Raw genomic sequence first — 15,582 nt, 5'->3', positions numbered from 1 at the left:
TTTTTCATAACAGCCGTCTCAAGAGCGGCATTCGGCGGGCGGATCCTTGTCCCACAGCTTGCAGGACCGGTCGATCTCGCCCCGGATCAGGGCGCAGGGATTGTCGGCGTGGCAGGGCGGATGGGTGGCCGGGCTGACCTTGATGCAGCGCTCGACCAGACGCGCCGCCGCCGCCTCGCCGATATCCGCGCGGCATGCGGTCTGGGCTGCGAGGCCTCGTTCAGCGCCCGTATCGGGCTGATCCGAAGACGCCGGACCCGGAGCCGTCTCTGCTATGGTCTGCGCGCCCGAACCGGGGTCCGCAGCGGGCGCGGTCCTGTCCTCCCCGGACTGGCAGGCGGCGACCGCGAGGGCGGCCGACAGGGCGAAACAGGCGGACAGGAAAGGGCGCATCGACATCTCCGGGCTGAGGGTCATAGCCACGATGACCCGCCTGTTGAACGCACGAAACCCCTTAAGAGCGCACCGCCTCCAGCGCCGCCTTCTGCAGGGCGAACAGTTCGGCGCAGCCGGTCTCGGCCAGGGCGAACAGGCGGTCGAACTCGGCGCGGGTGAAGCCGCGCTTTTCGCCCGTGGCCTGGATCTCGACGATCTGGCCCGAACCGGTCAGGACGAAGTTGGAATCGGCCTCGGCCTCGGAATCCTCTTCATAGTCCAGGTCCAGCACCGGAACCCCGTCGCAGACGCCGCAGGACACCGCCGCCACCTGGTCCAGGATTGGATCAGCCTTCAGCACGCCTTCGTCGCGCAGATAGTTGAGGGCCGAGGCCATGGCGACCCAGGCGCCGGTGATGGCGGCGGTGCGGGTGCCGCCGTCGGCCTGGATCACGTCGCAGTCCAGCACCACCTGACGCTCGCCCAGCGCCTTCAGATCGACGACGGCGCGCAAGCTGCGGCCGATCAGGCGCTGGATCTCCTGCGTCCGACCCGTCTGTTTGCCGGCGGCGGCTTCGCGGCGGCCGCGGGTGTGGGTGGCGCGGGGCAGCATCCCGTATTCGGCCGTGACCCAGCCCTGGCCCTTGCCCCGCATCCAGCCGGGAATGGTCTCCTCGACCGAGGCCGTCACCAGAACCTTGGTGTGGCCGAAGGTGATCAGGCACGAGCCCTCGGCGTAGCGATTGACGCCGGTCTCGATGGTCACGGGACGCAGCTGGGCGTCGGTGCGTTGCGAATGGCGCATGAGATGAGTCCTTGGAAGCTGGGGCGGCGGTGATTATCCTGAAAACGTGAGCCTGTATGCCCCCAAAACCCCGCCGTTCGACGGCGGTCCGGCGACGGGCCAGTCTCTGGCGGGGCTGGCCGGCCTGGACGCGCGCGCGCGCGACATCTTCCGGCGCATTGTGGAGAGCTATCTGGAGACGGGCGAGCCGGTGGGGTCGCGGACCCTGTCGCTGGGCGGGATCGCCCTGTCGCCGGCCTCGATCCGCAATACGATGCAGGACCTGACCCTGGCGGGCCTTCTGGCCTCGCCCCACGCCTCGGCGGGGCGGATTCCCACCCATGCGGGTCTGCGCCTGTTTGTCGACGGCCTCTTGGAAATCGGCGACCTGACCAAGGAGGAGCGGCGCGAGATCGACGCCCGCCTGGCCGGCCGGGGCCGCAATTTCGAGGCCGCCCTGGACGAGGCGTCCAATCTGCTGTCGGGCCTGGCGGGGGGCGCAGGCGTGGTCTCCAGCCCGGTGCGCGACGCCGGGGTCAAACATGTTGAGTTCGTGGCGCTTGGCGGCGATCAGGCCCTGGCGGTCATCGTCGCCGACGATGGCACGGTGGAGAATCGGATCATGACCCTGGCGGCGGGGGTCACCCCCTCGACCCTGACGGAGGCCTCCAACTTCCTGAACGCCCGGCTGCGCGGCCGGCCCTTCGCCGAGGCCAAGCGGGAAATGACCCAGGAGCTGGAGATCGCCCGGCGCGAGCTGGACCAGGCCGCCGCCCGGCTGGTCGAGGACGGTCTGGCCGCCTGGTCCGGCGGGCCGGACCGCGAGCGGGCCCTGATCGTGCGGGGTCGGGCCAATCTGCTGCAGGACGGCGAAGGCCTGGCCGATCTGGAGCGGGTGCGGGTCCTGTTCGACGATCTGGAGCAGAAGGAACAGCTGATCGGCCTGCTGGACGGTGTGGATGCGGCGCAGGGGGTGCGGATTTTCATCGGCGCCGAAACCCGTCTGTTTTCACTTTCGGGTTCCGCCGTGATCGCGGCGCCCTATATGAGCGGCCGACAGCGGGTTCTGGGCGCCATAGGCGTCATAGGACCGGCGCGACTGAACTACGCCCGTGTCATTCCGTTGGTGGACTATACCGCCCGGGTGCTGGGCCGGATGCTGGACGGGAAAGAAACGTGAGCGACAAACCCCAGAACGATGAGCTGAACGGAATGGAAGAGGCGGAACTGAACGCCGAACACGGACTGGACGCCGAGCCGTCGGACAATCTGGCGCCGCTGGACGCCGTGATCGCCGAGCGGGACGAGTGGAAGGACCGCGCCCTGCGCGTCGCCGCCGAGATGGAGAATCTGAAGCGCCGTTCAGAGGCCCAGCAGAACGACGCCCGCGCCTACGCCATCCAGCGCTTCGCCAAGGATCTGCTGGGCGTGGCCGACAATCTTGAGCGCGCCCTGATGGCCGCGCCCAAGGACGCCGAAGGCGCCACGGCCGGTCTGGTGACGGGTCTGGAAATGACGCAGAAGGCCCTGCTGCAGGCGTTCGAGACCAACGGTCTGAAGCGGGTCGCGCCCGAGGCCGGCGAGGCCTTCAATCCCCATCTGCACCAGGCCATGATCGAACAGCCGTCGGACACGGTGCCGGGCGGAGCCGTGGTCCAGACCATGCAGTCCGGTTTCGAACTGTTCGGCCGCACCATCCGCCCGGCCATGGTGGTGGTGGCCGCCAAGGGATCGGGCGCCCAGCCGTCGAACCCCTATGGCGGCGGCGGCGAACCCCAGACTCACGCCTTCGACGGCAAGGCTTGATCACCGCCCTCCTCTGAGGGAGTTTGAGCTAGTGAATAGTGCTGGTGAGCGGCAGGTGAGCGAGGCGTTCGGCACGACGTTCGAGGCCGCACAATTCTCGCTCACCTTCACCAGCGCCGACACCCCCTCAGAACCGGCGTCGCCAGCCCCCGATCAGGGCGAACTCGGGCGCGGCGTCGGCGGTGTGGCGCGGCTCGCGGCTGGCCACGGCTTGCAGTGACAGGCTGGAGCCGTCCCTCAGACTGCGTTCGCCGCCCAGGATGAAGTCGATCTGACGCCCGCTGGGCGCCGCCGAGAAGCGGCGCCGCGAATAGGTCAGGGGGGCGAAATAATCGACCGGCACGTCCGCCAGCCAGGCCGAAAAGGTCCCCCGCTCCATCCGGAGCGGCTGTGAGACGGTGAAGCTGATCCGATCGCACAGGGCGGTGCAACCCGTCAGCAGGGCCAGCCGCCAGTTGGAGCTGATCGCCGCCCCGTCCGTCGAGAGGAAACGGCCTTCGGTCTCGGTGGCGCCCACGCCGACCTCGCCGAGCAGGGCCAGACCCGGTCGCAGGGCCCAGTCCCCGCCGACCGCATAGAAGCGGGTCCGCGACGGCAGGGCGAAGTCGGAACCGCCCGGGATGAAGGCGCCCAGGGGCCCCAGCCGTTCGTCCAGGGCGCCCAGGCTCAGCGACAGGCCGCCGTCGGCGCCGCGCCAGGCCAGGGTGGCGCGGCTGTAGGTCGAGGCCTCTTCTTCGACCCGACGCAGCGGCATGCGGCGGTCGCCCCCGCCGCTCTCGGCCGCCAGGGTGAAGGCGCCGAGCCGAACCTGACCGCGCGCAGCATGATCGGCCTGGGCCAGGGCGGCGAAACCGTCGCCCGCCGCGCCCTTGAACGGAGAGACGGCGCCGCCGCGGCCCTGCCAGGTCGCAAAGTTCAGGCGGCCGATCTCCAGATCCAGCAGGGCCTCCTGGCGGGGCTCCTCGCCCAGCCAGGGCGCGTCGGTCAGGTCGCGGCGGCCCGTCACCGCCTCGACCGGTTCGTCAAGCTGGGCCGCCGTCAGGCTCAGCCGCCCGCCACGGGGCAGGCTGAGGCTGGTCGTGGCGGTGCGGCTGGGTTCGAAAGGCGCCGCCTGATAGGAGCGGCTGGGCGCCGTCGGATAGGCGCCGCCCAGTTGGACCGCGAACATTCGGTCGTAACTGTCAAACAGCACCGTTTCGAGCGCCGTCTGGCGCGCAAAGGCGTCGCCGAAGGCCGAGCCGACGAAACTGCCGGGCTCCGTCGCGGCGACCAGGGTCGCGCCGTCCGCCAGGGGCACAGAGGTGGTCCCCGCCGGCTGGAAGGCGCGCGCCAGGTCCAGAAGGCCGCGGCCATAGACGACGTCGGTCCCGGCGTCCCCGGCGTCCCGCGCGGTCTCTATCAGCAGGGACAGGGCTTGGCGCCCCGTCAGATTGGGAAAGGCGTCCATCAACAGGGCCAGGGCGCCGGCGACGTGCGGGGCCGAGAAGGAGGTGCCGCTGACCCGCCAGCAGCTGGTCGTATCGCAGCCTGTGACGATGGCCTCGCCCGGCGCCGAGATATACCCCGCCGCGGCCACCCCGGCCCTGTTCGAAAAGCTGGACATGGCGTTGGAAGCGTTGTGCGATCCCACCGCGATCACGGCGCCGGCGAAACGGGGATCGACGGCGTAACGCGCCGGCCAGCCGGGATTGGCCTCGCCGTCGTTTCCGGACGACGCCACGATCACCGCCCCGGCATTGACCGCCCGCAGAAGCGCCGCCTCGAAGGCCGAGCCCAGACGGTCGTCGCCGCCCAGGGACATGTTGATGATCTTGACGCCCTTGGCCACGGCGTAGTCCAGGGCCCGGACCAGATCCGAACTGCTGAAACAGACGTCGGTGTTCTTCTCCTCGCAGTCGGAAATGTCAGTGCGGATCGACAAGATCGTCGATTCATAGGCGACGCCGATCGTGCCCTGGCCGTTGAAGTTGGAGGCGATCACCCCCGAGACCCGTGTCCCGTGGCTGCTGTCGGCGACATAGGGCGTATTGCGGCCGGGAACCACGTCGGTCGAGGCGGCGGAAATCCGCCCCGCCAAATCCGCCGTGTCTCGGCTGACGCCGGAATCAACCACGGCGACCGTCACACCGCTCCCGGTGGCGCCCGCCCGCCACGCCGCCTCAGCCTTCACATTGGCCACGCCATAGTTGCGCTCATATTCGGCGGACGTGGTGGACGGCGGCGCAGGGGGAGGTGGCGGCGGTGGAGGCGGGGGAGGGGGAGGAGGAGGAGGAGGAGGGGGAATCACCGGCGTCACCGAACCGGAACCGCCTCCTCCGCCGCCACCCCCGCCGCAGGCCGCCAGCGGCAGGGCCAGAAGACCGACGCTCAGCAGAATCGTCCGCTTCAACCGTTTTCCGACCACGTCGTTCCTCCCGAGCCGCGCGGTCGGTCGCCGCGCCTTCACCCAGTAACCGCCTAATTCTTTAACGCTTTATCGAAAACCGCGAGCAGTTTGGCCCAACCGTCCTTGGCCTCCGCCTCGGCGTAGCTGGCGCGGTAGTCGGCGTGGAAGCCGTGCGGGGCGTCGGGATAGACGTCGATCCGGCTCTGGGTCTGACCGGCGCGGGCCAGGGCTTGGCGCATCCGCTCGACGCTGGCCAGGGGAATGCCCTGGTCCTGACCGCCGTAAAGGCCGAGCACCGGCGCCTTCAGGTCGTCGGCCAGATCGACCGGCCAGGGCTGGCCGGACGAGACCTGGGCCGGGGTCGCGTCCGCCGCCGGCGCCAGACGGCCGTACCAGGCCACGCCCGCGCCGATGGCGGCGAAGCGCGCCGCCGCCTGCCACACCACCTTGCCGCCCCAGCAGAAGCCGGTGATCCCGACCTTGCCGTCGCGCGCCCACAGCTGCTGGCTGGCCCATTCCAGGGTGGCCGATAGGTCGCCCATCACCTGTTCATAGTTCGCCGCGCCCACGATCTGCATGATCCGGCCCATGTCGGACAGGGGCGCCGGATCCTCGACCCGGACGAAGAAGGCCGGGGCGATGGCGGCGTAGCCCTGTTTGGCCAGGCGGCGGCAGACGTCCTTGATATAGTCGTGGACCCCGAAGATCTCGGACACGACGATCACGACGGGGAAGGGGCCGTCTCCGGCCGGACGCGCCACATAGGCCGGCAGTTGAAACCCGTCCGGCGCCGGATAGGCGACCTCCGCCGTCTCCAATCCGGCGGCGTCGGTGGTGATCGGCTTGGCCTCCCTGGCCAGGGCGGCGACCGCATAGCCGGAAAAGAACAGCCCCCCAAGCGCCCCCACCGCCCCCACCGCCCTGCGGCTGAGCTTCAGATCATCGGCGGTCTGGCCTTCGGGACGGATCAGGGTGGTCATGGGACGGCTCCAGAAACGGGGGAGCCGCCAGACCATCACGCCCTCGTTTCAGCGTCCAGTCACGAACGCGAGGACGCCGACTATGGGAAGAAGGGCGCTCAAGCAGCGAGCGACCGCGTCGCGAGCGATAGCGCCCTTCTTCCCCAAGAGGTCAGTGCCGGAAGACCCGCACGCCCGTGAAGGCCATGGCGATCCCCTTCTCGTCGGCGGCGGCGATGACTTCGGCGTCGCGCATCGAGCCGCCGGGCTGGATCACCGCCGTGGCCCCGGCCGCGACGGCTTCCAAGAGGCCGTCGGCGAAGGGGAAGAAGGCTTCCGAGGCGCAGGCCGACCCCTCGGCCAGCGAAGTGGTCAGACCCTTGGCCTCGCCGGCCTCCTTGGCGCGGATGGCGGCGATACGGGCGCTGTCGCGGCGGTTCATCTGGCCCGCGCCGATGCCGGCGGTCTGGCCGTCCTTGGCGTAGACGATGGCGTTGGACTTGATGTGTTTGGCCACGGTGAAGGCGAACAGCATGTCCTGGATCTCGGTCGGCGTCGGCTGGCGCTTGGTCACGATCTTCAGGTCCGACGGCTTGATCAGCGACCGGTCGCGGCTCTGGACCAGGAAGCCGCCCGCGACGGAGCGGAAGACCTCGCCCGGCCCGTGCGGATCGGGCAGGCCGTCGGTGATCAGCAGGCGCAGGTTCTTCTTGGCGGCGAAGACGGCCTTGGCCTCGTCGTCGGCGCCGGGGGCGATGACCACTTCGATGAAGATTCCAGTGATGGCGCGGGCGTCGTCGCCGTTCAGCGGCCGGTTGACGGCGATCACGCCGCCGAAGGCCGAGACGGCGTCGCATTCCAGCGCGCGGGCATAGGCTTCCGACAGATCCTTGCCCACGGCCACGCCGCAGGGGTTGGCGTGTTTGACGATGACCACGGCGGGCTGTTCGAACTCGGCGACCAGCTCATAGGCGGCGTCGGCGTCGGCGATATTGTTGTAGCCCAGCTCCTTGCCCTGGACCTGGGTCGCATAGGCCACGCCCGGCCGGCGCTCGCCGGTGCGGTAGAAGGCGCCGGTCTGGTGCGGGTTCTCGCCATAGCGCAGGGTCTGGGCCAGAGAACCGGCGATCGACTTGCGGGCCGGGGCGGCGTCCTCGACCTGCTGGGCGAACCAGGCGGAGACGGCGGCGTCATAGGCGGCGGTGCGGGCGAAGGCGCGGGCGGCCAGCCGCTTTCGCAGGGCCAGATCGGTCGAGCCTTCCGCCTTCAGCGCCTCAAGGATCAGGCCGATGCTCTCGCCGTCGACGGCGACGGCGACATAGCCGTGGTTCTTGGAGCCCGAACGGATCATGGCCGGGCCGCCGATGTCGATGTTCTCGACCGCCGCCTCGAACGAACCGCCCGCCGCAACGGTTGATTCAAACGGATAGAGGTCGATCCAGACGACATCGATGGTGCCGATGCCGTGGTCGGTCATGGCCTGGGCGTGGTCGGCCGCGTCGCGCACGCCCAGCAGGCCCCCGTGGACCACGGGGTGCAGGGTCTTGACCCGGCCGTCCATCATCTCGGGGAAGCCGGTCAGATCGGCCACGTCCTTGACCGGCAGGCCCAGTTTGGCGATCGCCGCCTTGGTGCCCCCGGTCGAGACCAGTTCGACGCCCAGGTCGTTCAGGGTGCGGGCGACCTCTTCCAGCCCGGCCTTGTCGGACAGGGAGATCAGGGCGCGTTGCGGCTTGACCCGATCAGGGGCGGGGGGAAAGTCGGGAGCGGCGGGCATGGCGGCGTCCGTGAAGGCTGGGGGAGGATGGGGCGCCCTCTAGCGCCAAACGGCCGCCTCGTCACCCCACGGACGGTTTCTGACGAGGATCAACTCGGATCGCCGCTCGCGCCCGCCGGGCTCAGCTTCCAGCGGATCTTGGTCTCGCTGTCGGTGCGGGCCGATCCCCGCACGACGATCTGCAGCGATCGGCGGGTCAGCCCGGCGTCGATATGGACGCTGGGCTCTATGGCCACGTCGGGGCCGTCGGTGCGGAACCACCAGCCCCGGCCCGAGGCGCCGCGCAGCAGGATCGAGCGACGGTCCCGCGCCAGCGAGGCCTGAACCCCCGGCTCCAGATGGAAGCGGATGGCGTAGGGGGCCGCGATCTGGCGGATCACCTCCTTGCGGCCGGGCGTCGGGAAAAGCTTCTCCTCCGCCCGCAACTCGTCCAGCCTCTGGTCCAGATACAGGCGCCGCTGATGGTTCAGGCCGAAGGCTTCGTTCCAGCCGTCATGCTCCATCTCCAGCCAGACCGCGCCCTCGGCTTCCCTCTGGTCGGTGGTCACATGGATCGGCGGCCCGACCAGGCGCGGTCCCAGAAGTTCGCCCTTCCAGCCGCCCAAGGGTTCGTTCAGCGACCGCTCGCCCAGGGTCAGGGTCGAATGGCCGGGGGTCAGGCGCAGGGCCTGACGATCGGTGGCGGCGGGGGTCCAGCCGGAGCCGGTGACCAGACGGTCCTTGCCGCAGGCGATCTCCAGCGCCAGCGGCTGGGCGCAGGCCGTGGCGCCCCAGGCGCCGCGCGCGGGCGAGGCGGCGTCAGCGATGATGGACAACAGGGGGCTGGCGATCCGCACCAAGCCGCCGATCCGGCCGACGGGGGGATGGGTCCGATCGGCTGAGCGCGCCGTGGCGGCGGCCTCGTCATGGGCGCGGGCGGCGGCCACGCGGCCGGCCGATGAGGGACCGCCGCCTTGAAAACCGGCCAGCCGCCCGTCGGGCAAGGTCAGAAGGCGCAAGCCCTGGGTCAGGCGGTCGATCGCCTCCGACACAGGCTGCGGCGTCGGTTCAGACAGCTGGGCCAGGGCGTCGTCGAGGGTCAGGAGGTCCAAGAGCAGCTCCAGCCCCGCCTCCGGGCTGCGCGACGCATGCGAACCGTCGTCGTGAACCGTGACGCGCAGCGCCCCCGCCAGACCGCCCAGCGCGCGGCGTCTCAGCCCCTGACCCGGCGCGCCGGCCAGGACGCAGCCCCCGATGGCGGCGGCGGTCAGACGCTCGGCCCGGGTGGCCAGGCCGCCCGGCGGACGCAACAGCTGGCGCGTCTGGCGCGCCAGACTGTCGGCCAGCCTCAATCGTTCCGCCTCGGTCGCCACCGCCCCCATGCGGCGGGCGGCGCAGGCCAGGTTGATCACCCGGCGCGGCAGAATCTCCGGCCCCCAGGCGAAGGGCGACCAGCGGGCGAAGGCGTCAGCCCAGGCCAGGGTCAGGCGCAGGGCCTCGCGCGCGCCGCGCTCGCCCTGGGCCATCAGGGCCGGCAGCCAGTTGAAGGCGTGCAGTTCGACGGCGAAGGGCCGCGACGGACTGGGTCGGTTCCACGGATCGGACGGCGGCTCCACCTCCATGGAGGCGCCGGCCAGGATAAAGCGCCCGACCAGCAGGTTCTTGCCCGGGGCGGAATCGTGCGGCCGGAAATCTCTCGGCGTCGCCGCAAAGGCCGTGACCTTGCCCCCGCCCAGCACCGGGCCCAGGGTCAGACCATAGCCGGGAAGGCCGTAAAGCTCGATCCACAGTTGACGGGTGATCAGACGCCCGGCGATGGCGGGCCAAAGACCGGCGCTGGTCGCCGCCTGCCCCGCCCGGACGGGCGTGCGGACCGGCGCGCCCGGAAGGCCCGGAATCTGGCCCGAGGCGACGTCCGGCGTCTCGGCCTCGCGCCGCGGAGCGAAGGGACCCAAGGGGCTCACCCGGCGGTCCAAGGGTTCGGAGCGGACTTCAGGGCCGCGATATTGGCCGCATAATCGCCCTTGAAGACGAAGGAGCCCGCGACCAGGGCGTCAGCCCCTGCGGCGACGCAGGCGCCCGCATTGGCCGAGGTCACGCCACCGTCCACCTGAAGATGAGCCGCCGACCCGGCCCGATCCAGAATGGCGCGCGCCGTCTCGATCTTCTTCAGCGAACTGTCGATGAACTTCTGGCCGCCGAAGCCCGGATTGACCGACATGATCAGAACCAGATCCACCAGATCGACCACCTCTTCCAGGATCGACAGCGGGGTGGCGGGATTAAACACGACGCCCGCCTTGGCGCCGAGCTGGCGGATGCGGCCCAGGGTGCGGTGCAGGTGCGCTCCGCTCTCAGGGTGGACGGTCAGGACGTCTGCGCCCGCCTCGCGGAACGCTTCCAGCCACGGATCGACCGGCGCGACCATCAGATGGACGTCGAACGGCAGACGGGTGTGCGGTCGGATCGCCTTCACGATGTCGGGACCCAGGGTGATGTTGGGCACGAAATGGCCGTCCATCACATCGATGTGGATCCAGTCGGCGCCGGCGGCTTCCAGAGCGCGGACTTCTTCACCCAGGCGCGCGAAATCGCTGGCGAGGATGGATGGGCAGATCAGGGGTGCGGCCATGGCCCCTCGGATAGGACGGCTTGCCCACGGGGGCAAGCCGCCGACCGTCAGGAAATCCGCTCCAGCCGTGCGGCGAAGAAGCCGTCCAGGCCGCCGCGTTCGGCCCATTGGGACGGCAGAATGCGCAGCCAGCCTTCCGGCGTCAGGGCCTCAGCCGGGGCGCCGACGGCGGCGGGGTCGGCGGGAACCGTGCGAAAACCGGGGTTGCGGCGCAGGAAGGCGATCACCTGGGTCTCCCCTTCCTCGCGCTCCAGCGAACAGGTGCAATAGACCAGACGGCCGCCCGGCTTGACCCGTTCGGCGGCGGCGTCGAGCAGCCGGTGCTGGACGTCGGCCAATTTGGAGACCTCGGCCGGCTTGGTGGCGCGCAGAACCTCCGGATTGCGGCGGAAGGTGCCGGTAGCGGTGCAGGGGGCGTCCAGCAGCACGGCGTCGAAGGCGCGGTCGTCGCCCCAATCCTCGGCCGGAACCGCTATGACCTCAGTGGTCAGGCCGGTGCGTTCCAGGTTCTGGGTCAGGCGTTTCAGACGCGGGGCCGAACGGTCCAGGGCCACCACCGAAGCGCCGGCGGCCGCCAGCTGCAGGGTCTTGCCGCCGGGGGCGGCGCACATATCCAGGGCGGTCTCGCCGGGCTTGACGTCCAGCAGGCGGCCGGGGACGGCGGCGGCGGCGTCCTGAACCCACCAATCGCCGGTCTCGAAGCCGGGCCAGGCGGCGACATCGCCGCGCCGGCCGGTGCGGACGGTTCCGCCCCCGCGACCGGCGTGCAGGACCTCGCCCTCAACCGCCTCTGCGACGGCGGCGGGATCGACGCCGGGCTTTAGGCTGAGATCGGTCGGCGGCTCCTCGCGCGCGGCCAGGGCTAGGCCGGTCAGGGCCGCCTCGCCATAGGTCGCCCGCCAGCGGGCGGCGATCCAGTCGGGCAGATTGCTCTCGGCCGTGGTCAGGCCGGGGCCGTCGCGGCCCACGCCGCGCAGCACGGCGTTGACCAGGTTCTTGTACGGCCGTGTCTTGGGGTCGCGTTCGGCCAGTTTCACGGCCGTGGAGACGGCGGCGAAGGCCGGGGTCTCCAGCACCAGGGTCTGGGCCAGGGCGATGCGCATCAAGGTGCGCACGGCCTCGGGTGGCGACTTCTTCAGACGCCGGTCCAGGATCTGGTCGATCTCGCCCAGACGCCGTAGGGCCGCCATGGCCACCGCCCGGGCGAAGGCGCGATCGACCGGCGCCAGGGCGCGGGCGGCCGGCTGGGACAGGGCTTCGTCCAGTCCGTTGCGTCGCTCCAGCGCCGCGTTCAGCAACAGGCCGGCGACGAGGCGGGCCTCCACCCCGATATCGTCCTGGTGCGGGGTTTCAGACAAGGCTTCCGAGGCAGAAGCGGGACGCGGCCTGCCCTTGGTCGCCATCCGGCGGCCCCGCGCCTCGGAGTTCTGGCCCGGCCGGGCGCCCGGCCTCAAACCGCCACCTGGGCGCCCAGCTCGACCACGCGGCCGGGCGGGATGTGGAAGAAGTCGGTCGGATTGGCGGCGTTGCGCATCAGGAAGATGAACAGCCGGTCCTGCCACAGGGGCATGCCCTGGCGCGCCGACGGGATAAGCGACCGGCGGCCCAGGAAGAAGCTGGTCGACATGATGTCGAACTTCAGTCCCTGTTTGCGGCACAGACCCAGGGCGCGCGGCACGTTCGGCGTCTCCATGAAGCCATAGGTGATGGTCAGCTTCTTGAAGTCGTCATTGATCGGCTCCATCCGCACCCGATCCGCCTCCTTGACTCGGGGCCGCTCGGAGGTGCGCACGGTCAGGATGACGTTCTTCTCGTGCAGGACCTTGTTGTGCTTGAGATTGTGCATCAGGGCGACCGGGGCGACGTCGGGATCGCTGGTCAGGAAGATGGCCGTGCCGGGCGCGCGGTGCGGCGGCCGGGCCTGAAGCATCTCGATCAGGTCGGTCAGAGGCAGGCTGTCCTTGCGGGTCTTGGTCGTCAGTATCTGAGTGCCGCGCACCCAGGTCCACATGATCAGCACCAGACAGGCCCCCAGCACCAGCGGCATCCAGGCGCCGTCGGGGATCTTCAGCAGGTTGGAGGTCAGGAAGACGCCGTCGATGAAGGCGAAGGGGATCAGGGTTCCGGCGACCGCCCACATCGGCCACTTCCAGCCCTTGGTGATCACCGAATAGCTCATCAGGGTGTTGACCAGCATGGTCCCGGTGACCGCCACACCATAGGCGGCGGTCAGATTGTGCGAGCTCTGGAAGACCACCAGCAGCAGCAGGACCCCGATCATCAGGAAGGTGTTGACCGCCGGCACGAAGATCTGGCCCGCCTGGGTTTCGGAGGTGTTGCGAATGTCGATCCGGGGCAGCAGGCCCAGCTGCACCGCCTGCTGGGTGACCGAGAAGGCTCCGGTGATCACGGCCTGGGAGGCGATGACGGTGGCGGCGGTGGCCAGGATCAGCATCGGCCAATAGGCTATCTCCGGCACCATGTTCCAGAAGGGATTCTCAGACGCGCCGGGATTGTCCAGGATCAGGGCGCCCTGGCCCAGATAGTTCAGGGTCAGGCAGGGCAGGACGAAGGCCAGCCAACCCATGCGGATCGGCGCCTTTCCGAAATGGCCCATGTCCGCATACAGGGCCTCGGCGCCGGTCACGGCCAGAAAGACGCTGCCCAGGATGACGAATCCCAGGAAGCCGTCATTGATCAACAGCATGACGCCGTAGTGGGGCGACAGGGCCCGCAGAATGCTGACGTCGTCGAAGATGTGATAAAGACCCAGCCCGCCGAGGCTGAGGAACCAGACGGCGGTAATCGGGCCGAAATATTTGGCCAGGCTGGCGGTGCCGCCCGACTGAGCCATGAACAGGGCCACCAGAATCCCGGCCGAGATCGGCACGATGAAGGGATCCAGACGTCCAGCCAGGCCCGGCGCGTCCTGAAGGCCCTCGACGGCCGACAGCACGGAAATGGCCGGGGTGATGATGCCGTCGCCATAGAAGAGGGCCGCGCCGCAGACGCCCAGAATGAAGATCCAGGCGCTGCGCCGTCCGACCGCGTGCTGGGCCAGGGCCATCAGGGACAGGGTGCCGCCCTCGCCCTTGTTGTCGGCCCGCATCAGGAAGAAGACGTATTTGAACGTCACCACCACCATCAGGGCCCAGAAGGCCAGGGAGACCACGCCGACCACGGCCAGGTCGCCGCCCACGCCCGACCGGGCATGGTCGATCGCCTCGCGCAGGGCGTAGAGCGGGCTGGTGCCGATGTCGCCGAACACCACGCCGATCGCGCCGACCGTCAGGGCCCAGAAGCCGCCGTGTTTGGCGATCTGGCCTGCTGGAGCTTGGGACTCGGGTCCCGTGGCGTGGGTGGACTTGTTCGGCGGGTTCGACGCGGCGGGGAGAGCGCCCGCGTCGTGGGGAGTGTCCCCGGCCATGCGTATCCTCCGGGTCGTCGACGACAGGTCGAGCCCTTCAAAGCGGCGAGCCTTTAGGCTCATTCCGCGTCCGCTTCAATCGCGGCGCGCGGGATTCGGTTTCTCCAGACGGGCGGAGATTTGTGATTCGGCGCGCGAACGCCTATTTTCCCTTCAGGAACACGATCATGTCAGACAGCCAGCGCTTCCCCGTCGCCGCCCACGCCCTGGCCTATATGGCCCACAAGGGCGCGTTTTCGCCTGACCGCGCGGCGCCCAGCGGCGTTCTGGCCTCCTCCATACCGACCAACCCGGTTGTGGTGCGCCGGGTCACGGCCCTGCTGGCCAAGGCCGGTCTGATCGCCACCCGCCCCGGCGCGACCGGCGGCTCCTGGCTGCTGCGTCAGCCGCAGGACATCCGGCTGGACGAGGTGTTGAAGGCCGTCAACGGTTGCGCCCACATCGGCTCGCCGCCGTCCGGCGCCAAGGGCTGCCCGATCAGCGAACATATCCCGCGCCAGGTGGCCAAGGCCCTGACCGCCGCCGACGAGGCCGCGACCGAGGCCCTGTCCAAGATCACCATCGCCGATCTGCTGGCGGAAAATCCTGTGTCCCTGGCGGCCTTTACGCCGCACAAGTCCTGCCCTGTCGCGGCTTGACGCCCCGATGAGCCGAACGGTCCTGATCACCGGCGCCTCGGCTGGCATCGGCGCCGCCCTGGCCCGGACCTATGCGGCCAAGGGCTGGAACCTGATCCTGACCGCGCGACGCGAGGGGCCGCTGACGAGGCTGGCGGACGAGTTGACCGCCGCCTACGGTGTGACCGCGACCGTGATCCCCGAGGATCTGTCCGATCCGACGGCCCCGCAACGATTGATCGCCGCCGTCGCGGCGCGGGGCCTGACGGTTGACGGCCTCGTCAACAATGCGGGCTTCAGCCGGGTCACAGGCTTCCTCGACACCGACCTCGCCGCCCACCGGGCCATGATCCAGGTCATGCTGACCGCGCCGGTGGAGCTGTCGCGCCTGGTCCTGCCCGGCATGGTCGGGCGGGGCTTCGGCCGGGTGCTGAACGTCGCCTCGCTGGCGGGCCAGATGCCGGCGACGGGCGGCGACACCCTGTATGGTCCGATCAAGAGCTTCCTGATCAAGGCCTCCCAGGGCCTGCATCTGGAGACCCTGGGGACGGGGGTCCATGTGACGGTGCTGAACCCCGGCTACACCCTGACCGAGTTCCACGACGTCAATGGGTCTCGCGATCAGGTGTCGCGCGCCTATCCGGCCTGGATGTGGATGGACGCCGGCCGCGTGGCGCAGATCGGCTACGACGCCTGCGAGGCGAACCGGGCCAGCGTGACGCCCGGCGTCATGAACAATGTCATGGCGGGCCTGGCGCGCGTCCTGCCCGACGGTCTGGCCCTGAAGATGGTGGCGAACCACGCCAGGCGGCTGGAGCGGCTGTAGGACCGCTCCAGGCC

Annotated in this window: 13 protein-coding genes; 4 read left to right on the top strand and 9 right to left on the bottom strand. The window is 69.8% G+C overall.

Annotated features, from left to right (window positions below):
* Positions 1 to 18: 18 nt before the first annotated feature.
* Together ACW178_RS03020 and rph are read right to left on the bottom strand one after the other, a co-directional pair.
* On the bottom strand, positions 19 to 393 hold the full coding sequence (locus ACW178_RS03020; protein WP_156314142.1) for a hypothetical protein: 375 nt from the start codon (positions 391 to 393) through the stop codon (positions 19 to 21).
* Positions 394 to 454: 61 nt separating this feature from the next.
* On the bottom strand, positions 455 to 1,180 hold the full coding sequence (gene rph, locus ACW178_RS03015; RefSeq protein ID WP_054764458.1) for a ribonuclease PH: 726 nt from the start codon (positions 1,178 to 1,180) through the stop codon (positions 455 to 457).
* 106 nt (positions 1,181 to 1,286) lie between these two features.
* Here rph and hrcA point away from each other — a divergent pair, with 106 nt between their 5' ends.
* Entirely contained in the window at positions 1,287 to 2,339 is a 1,053-nt protein-coding gene (hrcA, locus tag ACW178_RS03010; protein ID WP_054766799.1) for a heat-inducible transcriptional repressor HrcA, read from the top strand.
* Positions 2,340 to 2,371: 32 nt separating this feature from the next.
* Entirely contained in the window at positions 2,372 to 2,965 is a 594-nt protein-coding gene (gene grpE, locus ACW178_RS03005; RefSeq protein WP_492025045.1) for a nucleotide exchange factor GrpE, read from the top strand.
* 127 nt (positions 2,966 to 3,092) lie between these two features.
* Here grpE and ACW178_RS03000 read toward each other — a convergent pair whose 3' ends face one another.
* The 7 genes from ACW178_RS03000 to ACW178_RS02970 form a co-directional block, all read right to left on the bottom strand.
* On the bottom strand, positions 3,093 to 5,144 hold the full coding sequence (locus tag ACW178_RS03000) for a S8 family peptidase (protein WP_492024846.1): 2,052 nt from the start codon (positions 5,142 to 5,144) through the stop codon (positions 3,093 to 3,095).
* A 278-nt stretch (positions 5,145 to 5,422) separates the two neighbouring features.
* The gene (locus tag ACW178_RS02995) at positions 5,423 to 6,331 is read right to left on the bottom strand and encodes a dienelactone hydrolase family protein (RefSeq protein WP_228184819.1); all 909 of its coding nucleotides are present in this window, start codon (positions 6,329 to 6,331) and stop codon (positions 5,423 to 5,425) included.
* A gap of 151 nt (positions 6,332 to 6,482) precedes the next feature.
* Positions 6,483 to 8,087, bottom strand: coding sequence for a bifunctional phosphoribosylaminoimidazolecarboxamide formyltransferase/IMP cyclohydrolase (gene purH, locus ACW178_RS02990; protein ID WP_492024845.1), 1,605 nt, complete (start codon positions 8,085 to 8,087; stop codon positions 6,483 to 6,485).
* An 89-nt stretch (positions 8,088 to 8,176) separates the two neighbouring features.
* Positions 8,177 to 10,030: a heparinase II/III family protein gene (locus ACW178_RS02985; RefSeq protein WP_191559054.1), complete on the bottom strand. Its 1,854-nt coding sequence runs from the start codon at positions 10,028 to 10,030 to the stop codon at positions 8,177 to 8,179.
* Entirely contained in the window at positions 10,027 to 10,698 is a 672-nt protein-coding gene (gene rpe / locus ACW178_RS02980) for a ribulose-phosphate 3-epimerase (RefSeq protein WP_191559055.1), read from the bottom strand. The genes ACW178_RS02985 and rpe overlap by 4 nt, the downstream gene beginning before the upstream one ends.
* Before the next feature lie 47 nt (positions 10,699 to 10,745).
* On the bottom strand, positions 10,746 to 12,101 hold the full coding sequence (locus ACW178_RS02975) for an RsmB/NOP family class I SAM-dependent RNA methyltransferase (RefSeq protein WP_191559059.1): 1,356 nt from the start codon (positions 12,099 to 12,101) through the stop codon (positions 10,746 to 10,748).
* 47 nt (positions 12,102 to 12,148) lie between these two features.
* Positions 12,149 to 14,125, bottom strand: a complete 1,977-nt coding sequence (locus ACW178_RS02970) for a potassium transporter Kup (protein WP_287103662.1) — start codon at positions 14,123 to 14,125, stop codon at positions 12,149 to 12,151.
* 167 nt (positions 14,126 to 14,292) lie between these two features.
* On the opposite strand from ACW178_RS02970, the gene ACW178_RS02965 reads away from it, so the two are divergent.
* Positions 14,293 to 14,763 carry an Rrf2 family transcriptional regulator gene (locus tag ACW178_RS02965; RefSeq protein ID WP_054766795.1) on the top strand — a complete coding sequence of 157 codons (471 nt, stop codon included), beginning with the start codon at positions 14,293 to 14,295 and terminating at the stop codon, positions 14,761 to 14,763.
* A gap of 7 nt (positions 14,764 to 14,770) precedes the next feature.
* Positions 14,771 to 15,568 carry an SDR family NAD(P)-dependent oxidoreductase gene (locus ACW178_RS02960; protein ID WP_287103664.1) on the top strand — a complete coding sequence of 266 codons (798 nt, stop codon included), beginning with the start codon at positions 14,771 to 14,773 and terminating at the stop codon, positions 15,566 to 15,568.
* Positions 15,569 to 15,582 lie beyond the last annotated feature (14 nt).

The sequence above is a fragment of the Brevundimonas sp. AVps4 genome, from assembly GCF_058681525.1.
The sequence above is the reverse complement of the archived record's forward strand: the minus strand, read 5'-3'. Positions and strand labels throughout refer to the sequence as shown.